This is a genomic window from Streptomyces sp. CB01881, from assembly GCF_002953255.1.
Classification (GTDB): domain Bacteria; phylum Actinomycetota; class Actinomycetes; order Streptomycetales; family Streptomycetaceae; genus Kitasatospora.
The window spans coordinates 11125378-11141111 of the sequence record NZ_CP026498.1; the positions used below are offsets into that span (position 1 = coordinate 11125378).

Consider the following 15734-nt stretch of genomic DNA (forward strand, 5'->3'; position numbering starts at 1 on the left):
CTTAAGGCGAATGCTTTGCATGAGGCACTCTAGGATCACGCCGCCCAGTAACGCAAATATTTAGCTTTTATCTGCCGGGAGGAGGTGTACCGCGACCGAGCGCCGCAGCCACCAGGCGGTCGGCGTAGGCCGCGGACAGGTCCGAGGGGCGGAACAGGATCCGGTACATCAGAGGGGAGACGACGACGTCCAGCAGGGTCTCCACGTCGGGCACGGCCTCCCCGCGCCCGGCCGCGCGCACGCCGATGGCCTTCAACTGCTCGGCGGCATAGTCGGAGCACCGGGCCGCGTTGCCCTGCCCGGGGTCCCCCAGCAGGGCGTCACGGATGTACGTGCGACCCGCCGTCGAGGACATCTCCTCGGCGAACTGCACCGTCCACGCCTCCAGGTCCGCCCGCAGGCTGCCATGGTCGGCCGGCGGGGCGTCGGGGCGCAGCCGCTCGACGGCCACGTCGGACAACAGTTCCCGCAGGTCGCCCCAGCGCCGGTAGACGGTGGACGGCGTCACTCCCGCGCGGGCGGCGATCAGCGGCACGGTGAGCGCATCCCGCCCCACCTCCACCTCCAGGTCACGGACGGCCTGGTGCACGGACTGCTGGACGCGGGCGCTGCGCCCGCCGGGGCGTGTGGTCGCTCTTGCACTCATGCACACAGCTTAATGCGAAGAAGTTGCGCCGACTGGGCGCTGGCCTGGTCGAACCGTCACGCGAGCCCGTGCACGACCTGCCCGCCTACAGCCCACGATCACCCGCACCGTTCCGCCCCGCCGACGGCCTGCCCACCCTGGTGCGCGTGGACCGGGCAAACACCAGCCGGACGGGCTGGCGGGCAACGGCCGGGAAGGCAGGCGGGGGTGCCGGGGCCCGGGCGGCCGACAGGTGACGTCACCCCACCCCACCGATCGTCCGACCATCGACATATTGCGATGATCGCCCTAAACTCAATGTATGACTGACCGTCAATTACAGGAGCCGACCAGGCTCGTGCTCACCGCACTGGCCGACGCCCCCCGGCACGGCTACGCGATCATCCAAGAGGTGCTCGCCATCTCAGGCGGCGACAGCCGCCTGAGCACCGGCACGCTCTACACCGCGCTCGACCGGCTGCTCCAGCAGGGCCTGGTGCGGATCGAGAGCGAGGAGGTGGTCAGCGGACGACTGCGCCGCACGTTCGCCCTCACCGGCCAGGGACAGGACGCGCTGGCTCAGGAGGCCAAGCGCCTGCGGGCGGCCGCCACCGAGGCCGAACGCCGGCTGAGCGCCTTCCGTCCGCGACCCGAGGGGGCGACCTCATGAACGACGTCACAACCGGCCACGACACCCCACGGGCGGGCCGCCTGCTGATCGGCCTCTACCCCGCCCGGTACCGCTCCGCGCAAGGCGACGACATCCACGCCACCTTCGCCGAGGCCACCCAGGGCCGGACACGCAGCGCGGTGCTCCGGGAGTACCGCGACCTCGCCACCCACGCCCTGCGGCTGCGGTTGCGGATCAGCCCCACGGACCCAGCCGGTCGCGTGCTGGCCGGAGCGGCACCGACCGCGCTCGCGCTCGCGGCGGGCTGCGCCCTGTACTTCCTGCTGCCCGGGCTGGTCCACCGGATCCGGGACCCCCAACCCAATCTCGGCCTCGGCCACGCAGTGCCGGCCGCGGTCCTCCAGCTGGCCCGCGCCGCGCCGTGGCTGCTCGCCCTCGGAATCGCCGTGACCGGCCGCTGGCGGGCCGCCCGGATCGCGGCCGTGGCAGCCGCCCTCCTCAGTGGCGGCATCCAGGCCCTAAGCGGGCTGCACCCGTACTCGGCGGGTCAGCTGGCGGGCATGGCACTGGTCGGCGCACTGGTGCTGCTCGCACCGGCCGGACTCGTGGACGTCACCCAGCGGGGCCGTTGGGAGATGGCCGGACTCGCGCTCGCCGTCGCGCTCCCCGCGACCGTGGCCGACCGGTACATGGCGCAGCACCTACCGCTGCCCATGCTGGGCCTGCTGCCGATCTGGCTCGGCACCCTGACGGCACCGGCCCTGCTGGGCCGACTGGCCGACCGACGAAGGGACCCGCTCCAGGCCGTGGGCGTCGGGCTCGGGACACTGCCCTGGCTAATGCCCTTGACGGCCGTGGCCGCCTTCGACCCGCCGCCACGGCTGCGCCCGCTGCTCGAATACGCCGGAGCCTGTGTGGCCCCACTCGGCATGGCCCTGGCGGTGGCGGGAGCGGTCCAGCTCGCCCGGCGGGTCCGGGCGAGCGACCCGTCCGACCCGGCCTGACCTCGGCCCGGTGCGCGCGCTCCCAGGGGCCCGCGCACTCCGGGGCCCGCGGCCCGGCGGCGGGCTTGCAGCCCCCGGCTCAGGTCCGCGAGGCGCCGGGCCGTGCCGACCGACAGGCGGGCACCGACGGGCCGGACGAGCGCCAGCGGCCGACAGGACGAACGGCGGCCCCGAGCAGCAGCCGGGCAGCAGCAACCGGCCGGAACGGAGCAGCGGACAGCAGCAGGCCGGACCGGCCCCGCAACTGCGCAAGGACACCGGGAGCAGCCGGCAGGCAACACAGCGCCGCAGCCGGCCCGGGCGGCCGAAGCCGGCAGAACAGCCGGGCGTCGGGCAACGGGACCGGCCAGCAGGGACGGACGACAGCGAGCACGACAGCGGGCACGACAGCGGGCAGCGAGCACCGGCAGACAGGCAGCAACCCGGTCCCGGAGCAGCACCGGGCCCGCCGCAGGCCGGGACGGGCCGGACGCGGCGGACCGGGACGAGGCAACGGGACGTCCGAACGGGCAGGCGGACCGGAACGAGAGCGGCGTGCCGAACAGCCGGAACAGGACCGGCGGCCGGCCGGCCGACACGCCGGGCCGGACACGGGCGCGGTCACGAGGACCTCGCGGTCTCGGTCCTCTCCTCGCCCAGCTTCCGCAGCGCTTCGATGGCGAGCGCTCGCGGGTCGAGGCTCCGTCCGGCGAAGGACCTCGCCACCGACAGGGCCCACCGTCCCTTCTTCAGTCGCCCCAGGACGTATCCGATGAGGACCCCGATCCCGAGAGCGATCTTGATGATGATCTTCATCGCTCGGCCCGTACCCCTTCTGGACGGACGGTGGCCGCGCCGCGATGCCGGACGCCCCTGCCAGTACCCGTCGGCCGAGCCGGCCGAACGGGTATGCGCCGCAGGTGCGGCACGGTGCCTGACGCGGGTCGAACCACGACCTGGCCTGCTTCTGGCCAGGCTGGCCTACTCGTAAACACGATCGGTTCGCCGCGTGTCCGACCGGGCACGTCACGCCCCTGCCGGATGCTCTGGTCAGGGGCGCGGGCACCGGGTTCGCGGGTCCGTTTCTTCCACGGCATGGCTGCGCTGTGGGCGTTGGCCGTGCAGGATAACCCCGGCCGGTCGGGGAGCCCGTAACGGGGCGATGTCACGGGCCTGGCCCCCCCGTTCCCGCAGGACCGCTTCCCCGGGCCGCACCCAGGTCCTGACGTTGCGTCATGGAGCCTGTGCAGCTCGATCGTTCAGTGCCGGGGGTGCTCGACCTGATACTCCGGGGGTTCGGCGGATCCCTCGGGTACGCCGTGCTGGCCTCGCTCGGGTCGGTGATGGCCGTGCCGGTGCTGTTCGTGCTGGGCGCGCTGCTCTCGACGCCGCTCGCGGTCGTCTTGCTGTTCGCGGGGACGGGGTGGGGGCCGGTCTGGGCTGCCGCCGGGATCGTCGGCGCGGTGGCCTCCCTTGTCGGGTGGGCACTGGCGGTCCACGCCGTCCTCCGGGGCGTGTACCGGCTCCGTTTCGCACCCGTCCCCGGAGCGGCACCCGCACCTTGACGTCCCGTCCGGGCCGACCGAGGCGGCAGCCGGGAAGGCCACACCCATCCCGAACCCATCGGCAAACACAGGACCGACAACGGCAACCCAGCCGGCAACGGCGACCCGGCGAAGGAAGGCACCCGGGGCCGTGCCGGAACGGCCACGTAGAAGCCGGGCAAGAACGGGAGCAGCAGGGTGAGCCCAGCGCCAACACCGCAGGCGAACGCGACCCCACCGGCATCTTCAGCACGCGGATCCCGCCCACCCCGGCACCAACCGTGCTGAGACCGGTGACCCGCTCGGCCCGCCGGACCGGGACGGCGCGCGCCGCGGCCAGCGACGGCAGACACCACAGCAGCCGCACCGGGGCGGCCGGGCCGGGGGCTGGAGCAGCAGGCCGACGTGCACGGCCCCGGAAACGTCACCACCATCTGGTCACGAAACCACCCGGCAAAGCGTCGGCCCCGACTGGACGGCCGGGGCACCCCAGCTGGCGGCGCTCGGCCCCGGCCAGGGCGAGCCGACGTGAGCGGACGCGGCGCTCCCTGAAGGGCCAGAAGCCCCCGGCCCGCGCGCGGCAGGTTCCAGGATCCCCTCCGCAGGCCGAGCCTCACGGGACAGAACAGCTAGGGCTTCACATCAAGACGCACAAGGGCACCGATTTCCACGAGCTGGTCCGGCAGCGCCAAGTCCGATATGCCCATGACCGTGCTGGTCGGCCGGTGCTCCCCGAAGTAGTCGGCGTGGAGGCGTGCTGCCGCTTCGAAGTTCTCCCGCAGATTCCTCACTAGTACCGTGGTTTCCACGATCTGGCTCCGTTCAGCCCCGAACTGCCTCAATACCAGGTCAAGGTTCTCCAGCGTGGTGCGAACCTGCAGTTCAAAGTCGCCGGCACCCACGAAGTCTCCATTCCGATCATGGGACAACTGACCTGACACGTATACGGTTTCACCTACCTGAACAGCCTGGCTGTAACCGTACAGCGATTCCCACGGCATGCCGAACCCGAATGCCTTCACCTGAGAACTCACAAACCACTCCTTCGATACAGCACACGGTACTGCCAGTTGCAGACCGGAACCTTTCGGGCAGAAGTTACAGGTCCTCCGAAATTTTAATTTCCCAACCGCGAACTCGAATTGTTCTCTGCGCGTACAGACGGGGCTATGAACGCGGCCAAGCTCTCGTCGGCGCACACCCGCCCCCGGACCGGCCCGGCCATCATGCCGACGGTCACCGCCGGGCCCAGGCCGGGCAGGCGGGCTCGTGCCAGGCGGGGTGCGGACGACCACCCCACCCGGGGTCAAGTGCTCGCTCGACCAGGTCCGGCAGCACCCGGCGCCGCCCGGCCGGGCCGGGGCGACGGCCAACCGGCGCGGACCGGGGAGGCGGTCACAGCCGCGGTGGACGCGGCCGGACGGCGGCGGCGGCGCCTGGTGATGGGTGTCGTCGTGCCGAAGGCCCTTGTACGACACCCGAAACTCACCGGGTCCGAGCCGAAACTCACCAGCGCAGGTCAGCGGGACCTGCACCGCGGACACGGCCGGGGTCAGGACCGGGCCGCCGTCCCCCGCTGTGCGGCGGGGATGGGTGGTGTAGCAGGCTACGCCGTGTAGGCGGGCCCGTCCCGGCCCGGGGTGGGCCGGGACGGCGGGGGGCGTAGGCGGGTCAGCATGCGACGGTCTCGGCGTGCCGGGTGAGCGCGTCCAGGAGCGCGGCCTGGTGGTCGGTCAGCTTGCCGTCGGTGCGGGCCTTGTCCTGCTTGCGCAGCCAGGTGCCGGGCCGGAACGCCGGGTCGTCGCCGAGGCCGATGCGGTTCGCCGGGCCGTCCAGGGTTCCGCCGGCGGCGAGGTAGGCGAGCAGGCGGCGGTAGGAGCGGTTCCAGTCCGGTTCCAGGCGCCACAGCTCGTCCAGGCCGTCGAGCCTGGCCACCTGGTCGCCGGTGAGGTTGTCGGCCTTGCGCTGGCGGCGCATCCACGCGCCCACCGCGTAGTCGTCGAGCTTGGCGGTCGCCGGGATCGCGAGGTGGCCGTGGGTGTGGTGGAAGGCGGCGGCGTAGGCGTAGCCGCGTTCCCAGGCGTTGGCGTTCTTCGACCAGTGTCCGGGCCTGGCCTGTGTGGCCCTTCTCCGGTCAGGGCTCGACCGGGACGGCCGTCGTGTCCGCCGAGGATGTGGGGTGCCCGGTCCGAATCGCGTCCGCCGGGACCTCGAAGACGATGACGAGCCCGTCACGTTCGTTTCCCTGCTCGCCGACGCGTGTGAACCCGAAGCCCGCGACGGTGGCCAGGGAGGCGGTGTTGTCGGCACTGACCCTGGCCCGCACGGTCCTGACACCGGGTTCGGCGGCGGCCCTGACGAGCAGCTCCCTCAGCATGGCGCGGGCGTAGCCCTGGCGGCGGTACCCGGGCACGACGGTGAAGCCGACCTCGACCATGCCGTCCTCGTCCGGCGGCCCGTGGAACCCGGCGTCGCCGACCACGGCCCCGTCCGGTTCGGACACCGCGGCCCGCGTGATCCAGGGCGCGGCCGACGGGTCCCCGGCGAGCTGGTCGGCGCGGTAGCCGAAGATCCAGCGGGCCCGGTCGCCGACGAAGTGCGGGTCGAGAGGGACACCCGCCTCGGCGCTGCCGCCGGCGAGGTCGCCGTCGGCGAGCGCCCGCAGCGCCTTCGCACTGAGCTCGACGAAACGGACACGCTTGGGGCTGGTGGAGTGAGGTTCGCTGTTCATCGCGGAGATGCTCGCCCAGCGGCCGGAGGGCTGTCCATCACTTTACGGCCCATCGGACATAGCGATCGTCTCTGTTTGAGGAGGCTCTCCGATCTTTGGCTCTGACCGGAGTTGCGTGAAGGTCACGGCCGGGTGAGGACGAGGATCCGAAGGAGTTGGAACGAGGCCCGGCCGCGCATGGCGCCGTTTGAGCATTTGACCCGATCCAATGATGCCCTCGACTTTGCCTGAGCTCCCTTCGAGCTACGCCGAGGTGAGGCGGCGTCATGAGCGGCGCCACCAGGAGCCAGACCGCTTCTCCTCGGCCACCAGGGCTCCGGCGGCGGACCCGCTCGCACTACGCCTCCTCCAGCGCCTGCTGGTCGGCAACGAGCAGACCACGGCGCAGCTGGCGGTGTGCGCCCGGGTGTGGGAGCAGGCGGGCGAGGACGGGGCGGGGTGAAGTCGGCGGGGTGGAGTCGGCAACGGCCGGGCTGGTCTTGGACGGCGGAGGAGTGGGCTTCCACGGTGCGAGCAACTAGCCCAAGCCGTCCGGCACGCCCAAGCAGCCCGCGAGCACCTGGCGGCCCTGTACAAGGCACTCGGCCTGCCGGGGGCGGCGAGGCGCCCGGCCAGAGCGCTCGACCAGCGGGACGCGGCCCCCGGCCCGACCCCGGCCAACACCCCGTCCCCGCCGAACTGACCGGCCTCTTCCTCGAACCCCAGACCCCGGCCCGCAGCCACCGAACGGCCCCCCGCGGACAGCGAGCCCACCCACCAGGCCCCACCCCGCCGGCGCGGCCACCAGCTGCTCCGGCTCCCGGAGGACCCCGACGCACCACGCCGCACCACGACCGCCAGAAAGGCCGCAACCGAAGAACCCTCCCCGCCGCCCGCCACGCAACGGCGCACCACGGCACCGACCGTCCACCCCGAGCGCTGCGGGTGGCCCGGTGAGCGGACGTGCATCTGCGACCCCGGCGACGCCACCGGCAAGACCGTCGGGGCTGCGGTGGAGCACGCGGTCGGGCCCGGAGTCTTGGACTGGACGCGGGGAGGGGGGTTCAGTCGACCTCGACGTAGGCGACCAGGACGATCGTGCCGAGCACGGTGGAGACGGAGGCGATCCGGACGCCGTCCTTGGCGTACTCCAGGACCGGGCTGTCCGGGCGCATCTGGACGCCGGCGGTCTTCGGGTTCAGCGCGATGATGTTCAGGTGCGGGTCAAGGCGGGCGAGGGCGGCGTCGTCCATCTCGGCGAGCTGGCGTTCGGCGACCTCGTGGAAGGTGATGACCGCGCGGCGCGGCGGGCGGTCAGGCAACGCGCTGCTCGCCGCCGGTCGCCGGGGTGACCGTGGTGGTCTCGATGCCGCGCTCGGCCTTGATGTCGTCCCAGGTTCGGCGGTCGTTCAGGTCGACGCCGCGGTCCGCCAGGTCGAGCAGGACGTACGCGAGGGTGGGATCCTCCAGCGCGGCGTCCCGGGCGGTGGCGCGCAGCCCTTCGGCCTCAGTGGGGTCGAACACCATCCGCATCACGGCCTCCTGGTGCTGGTCTGCTGGTTCTCAGAGTAGGACGTTCTTGCCGTTTCCCGCGGAGGGTGTTGGCGGTCTGGATGGTGCCGGGATGTCCGGCCGGCCGCGTGGGCAGGTGGTGCTGGCCGTGGCGGTCGGCCGGACGTCCTGGCGTTGGAAAGCTTCGGTGCGGCGGTGCCGCACCTGGCCGGCCCTGCTGGAACAAGGCAAGCCGGTCCCCTATTTGTGTCGAGTGGCAACGGCCGGGGAGACCGCGTACAGGGGGCCCTGAAGGAGGGCAGGGGAGGGCGCTCTATGTCCGGGGTGGGTGCCCTGAGGGCATTCGGACATGGCTGAGGGGGGGCCTATGCCGCCGGAGCTGGCATGGCGGTGCGAGCACTGTCGCGTGCTGCGGCGTATGGGCATGCCGGGGCCTACCAGGGCATGCGTGCGTCGTGCGGGCAGCTTGGGGCCGGCCACGTCGACGGAACGGTGGAGAGTGTTGGCGGAACTCCGGCCGCGTTGAGCGCTTCTTGACGTTCATTCCGTCCTCCAATCCCGTTGTTCCTGCGCGCCCGCCCTGGGGGGCGCCCGCGGTCGCGCGGGGCCTTCCTGTTTCTGCCCCGCTGTTGCTCCCACAGAGTTGCGTCTCGGCGGCGTTGAAGCAAGCGCCGTTGTCCCGGCAAGGTCGGACGAAGTTGCCGTTGCGGGCACTCAGGTAGGCCGAGGTCCGGGTGCTGTGAGCTGCTGTTTCTCGCTGACGGTATCTCAACTTGCAGTGGGACAGAGCGAGAAACCGGGCTTGGAGCGGCTGGACTGTCCCTACGGGACACAGCAACCTGTGCCATGGGAGTCCATCCCGCTCGGCTCTGGAAGGCCGGGCGGGCGTCGTGTGGACCCCCTGTCGAGTGGCAACAGGCAAGGGAGATCGCATTGCGTAAGAAGCACACCAACCAGGCCGTCGCGTCCGCGGCGTGCGTGGAGGTCCAGACGACGGCCGGCACCCAGGTGCCGGTCTCGGCCGCGATCGTCGTGGTCGTCGTCCTCCTCCTCACCACCGCGCTCACCGCGCGGGGCATGGCGGTGCAGACCGTCGTCACCACCCTGGCCACGGCCGGCCTGCTCGGCATCGAGCTGGTCCGCCGCCTGGTCGAGACGCTCACCACCCGCCGGACCCGCTAGGAGAGCGCGGTGGGGCGCCTGAACAGCGCCCTGGCTGAGCAGAACAAGGAGATCGGGGTGCTCGCGCAGTGGCTTCGCAAGCTGCGCGAGCGCTCCGGCCTCACCTACAGCCAGATGGCGCAGAAGACCACCGAACTCGCACTGCCCGTCTCCATCGCCACCCTCTCCCGCGCCGACGAGGGCCGCACGGTCCCCACCTGGCCGGTCACCGAGGCCTACACCCGGGCCTGCGGCGGGTCGGTGCGCACCGTGGAGCGGCTGTGGCTGCGGGCCGACGCCAACCGCTCCGGACGCAAGAAGCGGGGCGTGGGCACGGTGACCGTGCCCACCTCGGGCCAGGCCTTGCGGTACATCACGCAGCGCTCCGAGCTCCACTTCGCGATGAAGCGGCTGTGGCTGCACGCCGGGAGCCCGTCCCTGCGGGAGCTGGAAGCGCGGGCCGTCCACAACGGGGTCAGCCGGCTGCCGCGCAGCACCATGCACGGGGTGCTCGCGGGCGAGCGGGACTGCACGGAAAGGATTCTCATTGAGTTCGTGCGAGCCTGCGGGATCGCACCGGAAGAAGAGGGCGAGTGGGTTGAGGCGCTGCGGCGCATCGATACCTACCAGCGCATCGGCGGCGCCCCGCTGTCCGAGGTCCAGCGGCGGCTGGCCGAGGCCGAGGCCGAGATCCTGGCGCTGAAGGAGTCGATCGACCGAGGCCCGGGCGAGGCGCTGGTTCCGGAGCCGGCCGCGGCCGTGGACTTCCCCGTCCCGGTCCGGCGATGGCGCACGCGCCCACCGGCCGTGCCACAGCAAGCCCGGCCCCCGCAGCGGCCAACCGAGCGGACCCCGTAGAAGGAGGTTGACAGGTGTGGTGCGGTCCCCGTCGGCCGCACCACACACCAACGACCGAAAGCCCGGCCCCGACGGCGGCGGCCGGCCGGTGGACGGCTCACGCAGCTATCACGGGGGTGCTGTCCCACCCAGACGCACGCAGAGGTTCCCGGGTATCCACCCACGACACGGACCATGGCAGCACCCCACACGACACCAGGCGCGACAACACCCACCGGCCACCAGGACAACTTCAGAGCAGCCTCCTGGACGTCCTCCACGGCGGCCTGACGGCCCACCAGCACCAGCCAAGCCAGACCGAACCGGGGCGCAGCAAGGCCGGCTGGGACGCTCTTCGCGGGTCTTTGATCCAATGGGCGCCGTGACGATTCCCTGGACACCCCGCCGCACCGAGTTCGAGTTCCGGCGGCTGTCGGGGTTGCTCGCCCCTGCCGTACCGGTGGCCGCCACTTTGTCGGCCTGGGACGCGGGCGAGCCGGAGCTGGCGCTCGAGGATCTCGTCGACCAGCTCTCCGACCACCACACACCACTGCTCCGCGCGGACCGAGCCGCCCTCCTCGATCTGGCAGAGGCGCTCGGTGTGTCGGCCGGGGCCACGTCCGCGCTCCGCTGGTGCCCCGACCTGGAAGCGGCCGAGGAATGGTGGTGGGAGGTCGAGAACTCACCCCGCGCCACGGCCATCGCAAGCGAACTCCTCCGGGAGATCGCCCCTGGTCACCCGCTCCACGGCATCCCGCTCACTCCCTGGCTGGAGTGCGGGGCCTGCGACGACGTCCTCGTACGCCTCGACGACGAGAACGCCCGCACCGGCAGAACCCCCTACCGGATCGCCGTCATCCACCCCACGTGGTCCCGGCGACCCGAGACCCCGCCATCACCCGCCGCCAACGTCTACGACCAGGCACTCCACGCCCTCGACCAACTCGAGACCTGCTTCCACAGCACCCCGAACAAGGACTGAATGAACTCCTTCTCCAGCCCGTTGCCCTTCATGGACTGTTCGAGCCTGTAGTGGGGCTGGAGGGCGTTGTCCCGCTCGGTGTCGGCGGGGAGCCGGTGCAGATCTGTCCACCACGCGACGAGTTCGCGCCAGGTGAGTCCGTGGTCGGCGAGCGGCCTGTCGTGGACGAGGCAGTACTGCTCGTTCTTGGTGATGCGGATGATGTTGTTGAGGGCGTCCGTGAGGACCGGTTCCGGTTTGGGGCCATCGGCGGCGAAGATCAGGTTTTTCAGCTCACCCGCCACGCCGCGAACCCCGAGTTCGCCAACAAGATCCTCCCTCGCCAGCGGCCGCCGGCGGCGGTGCGGGCACAGGACCCATGCCGGACGACCCGAGCCAAGCTCAGACCGACGGCGCTGCGCGGTCAGGCATCCTCGACGCCCGACATGACCTCCCGCTTCACGCGGTACCAGCCGGCGATCAGACCGACCGGCGCCGCGACGGCCGCACCGATCAGGATCGGGAAAGCCATGCGGTCGCCCGCGTAGTGCACCGCCGTGGCTGCCAGGACCGCAGAAATCACCGCGGCCACCAGGGCCTGCTTCACCTTGCCCCGGTACGTACGGCCGAGGAACAGCTGCCGGTCCGGCGCCGCCACCAACTCGCCGAGCGCCGCCGCCGGACCGGCGCTCGCCGCTTTCGGGCGCTTGAAGTACATGAAGTACATCCACTGCCCGCACAACTCCCAGGCGTCCGGGGCGAGCCCGGCCTCGACCGCCTCGCGCTCCTTCGCGCCGCTCGCGGTCTCCCGCCGGTACTCCCAGCGCATCGCGGCGTCCGGCTCCCGGCGGCAGACGAAGCGGCCGACCCGGTCGAGGCCCTCGACCTCCCAACCCTGGTCGCCGTAGTGGTTGAGGTACTTGCGGTCGGTATAGATGTCGGCGGTCCACTTCCAGGTCTCCGCCCCTGCGGCGGGCTGCTCAGCGGTGCGCCCCTCGGTCAGGCGGGCCGCAAAGTCCTGCGGCGCACCGAATTCCTCGTACGCGTCCGGCGATTCGGTCTCCGCCAGATAGCCGCTGAGGTCGGCGACGCTCGCTGCCGCTTCCCCCTCCGCCATGCCGGCGGCGATCAGGCACGCGGCGAGCTCGGTGAAGTAGTCACCGCCCGCCTCGCTCCCGCCGGCGCCTTCCGAGCTGCTCCCGTTGCTTCGAATCACGATGCTCCCCCTGGACGTGCACTGTTCAGCATGGTCTTGACGGCGGTGTGGAACTCCAGCCACGACTCGCCCTGTTCGGCGAGGGCTCGACGGCCGTCGTCTGTGAGCCGGTAGTAACGGCGGCCCGGTCCGCGCTCGGCGGCCCTGAACTCCCCGACGGCCAGGCCGGCCTCCTCAAGCCTGTTGAGTACCGGGTAGAGCGTTCCACCCTTGATCTCACCGAGCCCGGCTCCCGCCAGGGCCTTGGAAATCTCGTATCCATAGCTCTCGCCCTCGGTGAGGCAGGCGAGGACGAGAAGGTCAAGGACGCCCTTGAGCCAGCTGGATCTGCGGTCTGCGGCCATGACTGCATTCCATCACCACCTAGATAGGAATGCAACCTAGCTAGGACTGCGATCCAAGCGGGGCGGTCGGAGTGATCCAGAACCCGGTCCTTGACCCGGTACAACCTCGCATGACACAACCCGCACCTCCCGCCACGGATCACCCGAAGCGGACACCAACGCCGCCGACGGCACTCCGCTCGGGGCTACCGCAGCCCGGTGGACTACGAGCGGCAGCACGTCAGGAGCGTCACTGACCTGGACTTGGTGGCATAACAGGCGGGTGTCTACGAAATAGGGCAAAGCTCGGAGCTGCGCTACACCCTGGCGGCGGACGTGGTCCTCGGCGCCTCACACACCACCGGCACATTGCCCGAGCCCTCGGCGGCGAGCGGATCGCCCTGGTGGCCGCGTGTGCGCTCGCCGCGGCGCTCCCGTCGTGCGTGCTCGGCGACCTGGAGCGCGAGCTCACCGTGCTCGCCCGAGCTCACCGCCATGGACCCGCTGTGTGGGAAGCTGACCGAGCAACAGACTGCGCTCCTGGACGCACTTCACGCTGCCGAGGCCGCCGCCGGCTGACAGCGCCGGTCCGGGGCGGGATCTGCCGTCACGGCGAGGTGGGGCGCACTGTGGCGTTAGGACGTGATGTCCACCAGGACCTTGCCCACTGTGCCGCTCTCCACTGCGCGGTGCGCGTCGGCGGTGCGGTGGAGCGGAAAGCGGGTCAGTGGCAGGCCGTGTTCCTCGCCGACCGGCAGGGCGCCGTCGCGGACAGCGGCGGCGATGTCCTCGGCGGCCGCGGCGCGCGCCTGCGGACCGGCCGTGTAGAGCACCAGGAACTGAAGGCGCGTGTTGAGCACCATGTTGTGCCGCACGTCCAGTTCGACCGGCTTGCCGCCGTCATTGGCGTAGGTAGCGATCGTGCCGCGCGCTCGCAGCACGGCCAGGTCCAGTGCGATGTTCGCGCCGAGCGCCACTTCGGCGACGATGTCGACGCCGTCCGGGGCGATCCTGCGGATATCGGCGGCCGGATCCCCCTCTCGATAGTTGACCACGTGGTGGGCGCCGGCGGCGGTGGCCAGTCGGGCCTTCTCCGCTCCGCTGACCGTGCTGATCACGGTCGCGCCGGCCCAGCGGGCGAGCTGGATCACGGCGTGCCCGACCGCCCCGGCCCCGCCTGCGGCGAGCACGACCGCGCCGTCCAGCGCCCCCGGCCGCAGGCGGCGCGGGCCGTCCTCGGCGACGGTGAGCGCGCGGTGCGCGGTCAGCGCGGGGACGCCGAGTGCGGCGCCGACGTCGAAGCCGGCCTCGTCGGGCAGCGGCACGGCCCGCTCGGCCGGTACGACGGTGAACTCGGCGGCGGTGCCGGTGGGCCGCCCGGCGGCAGCCATGAACAACCAGACCCGCTGGCCGACCCGGCTCCGGTCGACTCCCTCACCGACGGCGTCGATCACGCCGGCGCCGTCCAGGTGCGGGGTGACCTCGGAGAACTGCTTGGTATGGGCGGCGCCGGAGCGGGCATGCCAGTCGGTCGGGTTGATCCCGGACACGGCTACCCGGACGCGGACCTCGCCGGGGCCGGGCACGGGCAGGTCGCGGTCGACGAACCGAAGAACGTCGGGGCCGCCGTTGTCGCGGTAGACGATGGCTTTCATGATTCCGTCCTGGTCGGGGGGCTGGTCAGCCGATGGGGACTTCGGCGGAGCGGGACTCAATGGCGTCGAGGGTGGCCAGGGTGGCGGCGTCGAGAGTGATCCCGCCGGCGGCAGTGTTGGCCTCCAGGTGAGCGGGGTCGGCGGTGCCGGGTATGAGCAGCACATTGGGGGCGCGGTGCAGCAGCCAGGCGAGGCCGACCTGGGAGGGTGTGACGCCCAGGGATTCGGCCACGGCGTGCACCGCCGGTTCGTCGGTCGCCTTGGGCAGGCCCGGGAAGGACCCGCCGAGTGGGAAGAACGGCACCCAGGCGATGCCCTCGGCCGCGCACAGCCGCAGCATGTCCTCGTCGTCGCGCGAGACGAGGCTGTACGCGTTCTGCACGCAGGCGATGCCCGCCGGCAGGGCGCGGCGAAGGCCGTCAAGGGTGACGCTGCTCAGACCGATCGCGCCGATCTTGCCCTCGTCGCGCAGGGCGGTCATCACTTCGAGCTGGTCGTCGAGGTCGACCACCTGGTCGCCGTCGGGGCGCAGGCCGGGGCCGGAGTCGAGCCGGCGGAGGTTGACCACGGGCAGCCGGTCGACGCCGAGGCTGCGCAGGTTGTCCTCGACGCTGGCGCGAAGCTGTTCGGGGCGCTGTGCGAGACGCAGTGGCAGAGGCCCGCCCGGGTCGGGGTCGGCCCCTACCTTCGTGACGACCAGGACGCCGTCCTCGGGGCGCAGCGCCTCGCGGATGACCTGGTTCGCGAACCCGAAGCCGTAGAACTGGGCGGTGTCCACGTGGTCGACGCCCAGCTCGACCGCGCGGCGCAGCAGGGCGACGGCCTCGCCGTGGTTGTGGTGCAGGCGTTCGAGTTGCAGGGCGCCGTAGCCGACCCGGAAAACGGTGCGGCCGGCGAACGGAGCGGTCAGGGTGGTCATGGCGCGGTCTCCTCGGCCGGTGACTGCAGGGCGGTGTACAGCAGTTGGGCCAGGTAGAGGCTCTGCACCCGGTGGGCGATCGGGGTGGCGCGTTCCTGAGCCTCGGCCGACTCGAGGTGTTCGACCTTGACCAGCCAGGCGGTGACGCTGTCGTGCACCATCGCGCGCATCCGGTCGATCGTGTCGACGACGATGCCGTGGATGGCCGGGTTGTTGGTCGCCTCGCCCCAGGTCTGCACGCCGACCCGGGCTTCGACCGGGTCGATGCCGGCGATCAGGCGGGCGAGCAGTTCGTCGGGGTCGGGCGGGGTGTCGCTCCCGGCGTACTCGCCCAGGACCTCCGCGCGCTTGGCGAGCACCGCGTGGGCCGAGGCCTGAACCAGCTCGGCCTTGTTGCGGTAGTGGGCGTAGATCGAGCCCGTCGACAGGCCGGACTCGGCCGTGATGTCGGCGATCGAGGTCCGCTCCAGGCCGTTGCGGCTGAAGCAGCGTACGGCGGCCTCGGTGATCTGGGCGCGCCGGAGTTCCTTGCGGGCGTCGGTGAGTCGAGGCACCACACCTCCTACAAAAAGAATCGTGGTTCTGCTTGTTGGCTAACCATACAGAATCGTTGTTCTGTTTGACGCCCCGGCGGATGTGGCGGGGATCATGTTCAGG

21 protein-coding genes are annotated in these 15734 nt (G+C 71.6%); 7 read left to right on the forward strand and 14 right to left on the reverse strand.

Going from position 1 to position 15734, the window contains the following annotated elements; translation table 11 throughout:
* Window positions 1-67 precede the first annotated feature (67 nt).
* Window positions 68-646 (reverse strand): TetR/AcrR family transcriptional regulator, encoded by a 579-nt coding sequence (locus C2142_RS37925; RefSeq protein ID WP_148647320.1) that lies wholly within the window; start codon window positions 644-646, stop codon window positions 68-70.
* 301 nt (window positions 647-947) lie between these two features.
* Between C2142_RS37925 and C2142_RS37930 the strand changes: the two genes are divergently transcribed.
* Together C2142_RS37930 and C2142_RS37935 are read left to right on the forward strand one after the other, a co-directional pair.
* Window positions 948-1295 carry a PadR family transcriptional regulator gene (locus tag C2142_RS37930; RefSeq protein WP_148647321.1) on the forward strand — a complete coding sequence of 116 codons (348 nt, stop codon included), beginning with the start codon at window positions 948-950 and terminating at the stop codon, window positions 1293-1295.
* A complete protein-coding gene (locus tag C2142_RS37935) occupies window positions 1292-2260 on the forward strand; it encodes a hypothetical protein (RefSeq protein ID WP_148647322.1) in 969 nt (322 codons plus the stop codon). Before C2142_RS37930 ends, C2142_RS37935 begins: the two co-directional genes overlap by 4 nt.
* A gap of 600 nt (window positions 2261-2860) precedes the next feature.
* Here C2142_RS37935 and C2142_RS37940 read toward each other — a convergent pair.
* Window positions 2861-3055, reverse strand: coding sequence for a hypothetical protein (locus C2142_RS37940; RefSeq protein WP_148647323.1), 195 nt, complete (start codon window positions 3053-3055; stop codon window positions 2861-2863).
* A 455-nt stretch (window positions 3056-3510) separates the two neighbouring features.
* Between C2142_RS37940 and C2142_RS37945 the strand changes: the two genes are divergently transcribed.
* Entirely contained in the window at window positions 3511-3804 is a 294-nt protein-coding gene (locus C2142_RS37945; RefSeq protein WP_148647324.1) for a hypothetical protein, read from the forward strand.
* A 608-nt stretch (window positions 3805-4412) separates the two neighbouring features.
* Here the strand turns inward: C2142_RS37945 and C2142_RS37950 are convergent.
* The 3 genes from C2142_RS37950 to C2142_RS37960 all read right to left on the reverse strand — a co-directional run bounded on the left by C2142_RS37950 (window position 4413) and on the right by C2142_RS37960 (window position 6514).
* The gene (locus C2142_RS37950; RefSeq protein WP_148647325.1) at window positions 4413-4817 is read right to left on the reverse strand and encodes a Rid family hydrolase; all 405 of its coding nucleotides are present in this window, start codon (window positions 4815-4817) and stop codon (window positions 4413-4415) included.
* 637 nt (window positions 4818-5454) lie between these two features.
* Window positions 5455-6018: a helicase associated domain-containing protein gene (locus C2142_RS37955; protein ID WP_148647326.1), complete on the reverse strand. Its 564-nt coding sequence runs from the start codon at window positions 6016-6018 to the stop codon at window positions 5455-5457.
* Window positions 5918-6514, reverse strand: coding sequence for a GNAT family N-acetyltransferase (locus C2142_RS37960; RefSeq protein ID WP_148647327.1), 597 nt, complete (start codon window positions 6512-6514; stop codon window positions 5918-5920). The genes C2142_RS37955 and C2142_RS37960 overlap by 101 nt, the downstream gene beginning before the upstream one ends.
* A gap of 223 nt (window positions 6515-6737) precedes the next feature.
* Here C2142_RS37960 and C2142_RS37965 point away from each other — a divergent pair, with 223 nt between their 5' ends.
* Window positions 6738-6956: a hypothetical protein gene (locus tag C2142_RS37965; RefSeq protein ID WP_148647328.1), complete on the forward strand. Its 219-nt coding sequence runs from the start codon at window positions 6738-6740 to the stop codon at window positions 6954-6956.
* A 601-nt stretch (window positions 6957-7557) separates the two neighbouring features.
* On the opposite strand, the gene C2142_RS37970 is transcribed toward C2142_RS37965, so the two are convergent.
* Together C2142_RS37970 and C2142_RS37975 are read right to left on the reverse strand one after the other, a co-directional pair.
* Entirely contained in the window at window positions 7558-7815 is a 258-nt protein-coding gene (locus C2142_RS37970; protein ID WP_148647329.1) for a hypothetical protein, read from the reverse strand.
* Window positions 7808-8026 carry a hypothetical protein gene (locus C2142_RS37975; RefSeq protein WP_148647330.1) on the reverse strand — a complete coding sequence of 73 codons (219 nt, stop codon included), beginning with the start codon at window positions 8024-8026 and terminating at the stop codon, window positions 7808-7810. Before C2142_RS37975 ends, C2142_RS37970 begins: the two co-directional genes overlap by 8 nt.
* A 912-nt stretch (window positions 8027-8938) precedes the next feature.
* On the opposite strand from C2142_RS37975, the gene C2142_RS37980 reads away from it, so the two are divergent.
* From C2142_RS37980 to C2142_RS37990, 3 genes are all read left to right on the forward strand, one after another.
* Window positions 8939-9187: a hypothetical protein gene (locus tag C2142_RS37980; protein ID WP_148647331.1), complete on the forward strand. Its 249-nt coding sequence runs from the start codon at window positions 8939-8941 to the stop codon at window positions 9185-9187.
* A 9-nt stretch (window positions 9188-9196) separates the two neighbouring features.
* Window positions 9197-10024: a helix-turn-helix transcriptional regulator gene (locus C2142_RS37985; RefSeq protein ID WP_148647332.1), complete on the forward strand. Its 828-nt coding sequence runs from the start codon at window positions 9197-9199 to the stop codon at window positions 10022-10024.
* Window positions 10025-10385: 361 nt separating this feature from the next.
* A complete protein-coding gene (locus C2142_RS37990; protein ID WP_148647333.1) occupies window positions 10386-10985 on the forward strand; it encodes a hypothetical protein in 600 nt (199 codons plus the stop codon).
* Here the strand turns inward: C2142_RS37990 and C2142_RS37995 are convergent.
* The 7 genes from C2142_RS37995 to C2142_RS38025 form a co-directional block, all read right to left on the reverse strand.
* Entirely contained in the window at window positions 10916-11269 is a 354-nt protein-coding gene (locus tag C2142_RS37995; RefSeq protein ID WP_148647334.1) for a hypothetical protein, read from the reverse strand. The two genes, C2142_RS37990 and C2142_RS37995, sit on opposite strands and share 70 nt — an antisense overlap.
* A 119-nt stretch (window positions 11270-11388) precedes the next feature.
* Window positions 11389-12180 (reverse strand): hypothetical protein, encoded by a 792-nt coding sequence (locus C2142_RS38000; protein ID WP_148647335.1) that lies wholly within the window; start codon window positions 12178-12180, stop codon window positions 11389-11391.
* The gene (locus tag C2142_RS38005) at window positions 12177-12524 is read right to left on the reverse strand and encodes a PadR family transcriptional regulator (RefSeq protein ID WP_148647336.1); all 348 of its coding nucleotides are present in this window, start codon (window positions 12522-12524) and stop codon (window positions 12177-12179) included. The genes C2142_RS38000 and C2142_RS38005 overlap by 4 nt, the downstream gene beginning before the upstream one ends.
* A gap of 296 nt (window positions 12525-12820) precedes the next feature.
* Window positions 12821-13000: a hypothetical protein gene (locus C2142_RS38010; RefSeq protein ID WP_148647337.1), complete on the reverse strand. Its 180-nt coding sequence runs from the start codon at window positions 12998-13000 to the stop codon at window positions 12821-12823.
* Between the two features lie 138 nt (window positions 13001-13138).
* The gene (locus C2142_RS38015; RefSeq protein WP_148647338.1) at window positions 13139-14158 is read right to left on the reverse strand and encodes an NADPH:quinone reductase; all 1020 of its coding nucleotides are present in this window, start codon (window positions 14156-14158) and stop codon (window positions 13139-13141) included.
* A gap of 25 nt (window positions 14159-14183) precedes the next feature.
* The gene (locus C2142_RS38020) at window positions 14184-15077 is read right to left on the reverse strand and encodes an aldo/keto reductase (protein WP_148647339.1); all 894 of its coding nucleotides are present in this window, start codon (window positions 15075-15077) and stop codon (window positions 14184-14186) included.
* The gene (locus C2142_RS38025; RefSeq protein ID WP_162002663.1) at window positions 15074-15631 is read right to left on the reverse strand and encodes a TetR family transcriptional regulator; all 558 of its coding nucleotides are present in this window, start codon (window positions 15629-15631) and stop codon (window positions 15074-15076) included. The genes C2142_RS38020 and C2142_RS38025 overlap by 4 nt, the downstream gene beginning before the upstream one ends.
* Between the last annotated feature and the right edge of the window lie 103 nt (window positions 15632-15734).

Excerpts from the sequence above, each read along its gene's own strand:
- C2142_RS38015 (WP_148647338.1), bottom strand. The coding sequence starts at position 14,158 with ATGAAAGCCATCGTCTACCGCGACAACGGCGGCCCCGACGTTCTTCGG.
- C2142_RS37935 (WP_148647322.1), top strand. The coding sequence starts at position 1,292 with ATGAACGACGTCACAACCGGCCACGACACCCCACGGGCGGGCCGCCTG.
- C2142_RS38005 (WP_148647336.1), bottom strand. The coding sequence starts at position 12,524 with ATGGCCGCAGACCGCAGATCCAGCTGGCTCAAGGGCGTCCTTGACCTT.
- C2142_RS38020 (WP_148647339.1), bottom strand. The coding sequence starts at position 15,077 with ATGACCACCCTGACCGCTCCGTTCGCCGGCCGCACCGTTTTCCGGGTC.
- C2142_RS37925 (WP_148647320.1), bottom strand. The coding sequence starts at position 646 with ATGAGTGCAAGAGCGACCACACGCCCCGGCGGGCGCAGCGCCCGCGTC.
- C2142_RS37930 (WP_148647321.1), top strand. The coding sequence starts at position 948 with ATGACTGACCGTCAATTACAGGAGCCGACCAGGCTCGTGCTCACCGCA.
- C2142_RS37960 (WP_148647327.1), bottom strand. The coding sequence starts at position 6,514 with ATGAACAGCGAACCTCACTCCACCAGCCCCAAGCGTGTCCGTTTCGTC.
- C2142_RS38010 (WP_148647337.1), bottom strand. The coding sequence starts at position 13,000 with ATGGCGGTGAGCTCGGGCGAGCACGGTGAGCTCGCGCTCCAGGTCGCC.
- C2142_RS37940 (WP_148647323.1), bottom strand. The coding sequence starts at position 3,055 with ATGAAGATCATCATCAAGATCGCTCTCGGGATCGGGGTCCTCATCGGA.
- C2142_RS37975 (WP_148647330.1), bottom strand. The coding sequence starts at position 8,026 with ATGCGGATGGTGTTCGACCCCACTGAGGCCGAAGGGCTGCGCGCCACC.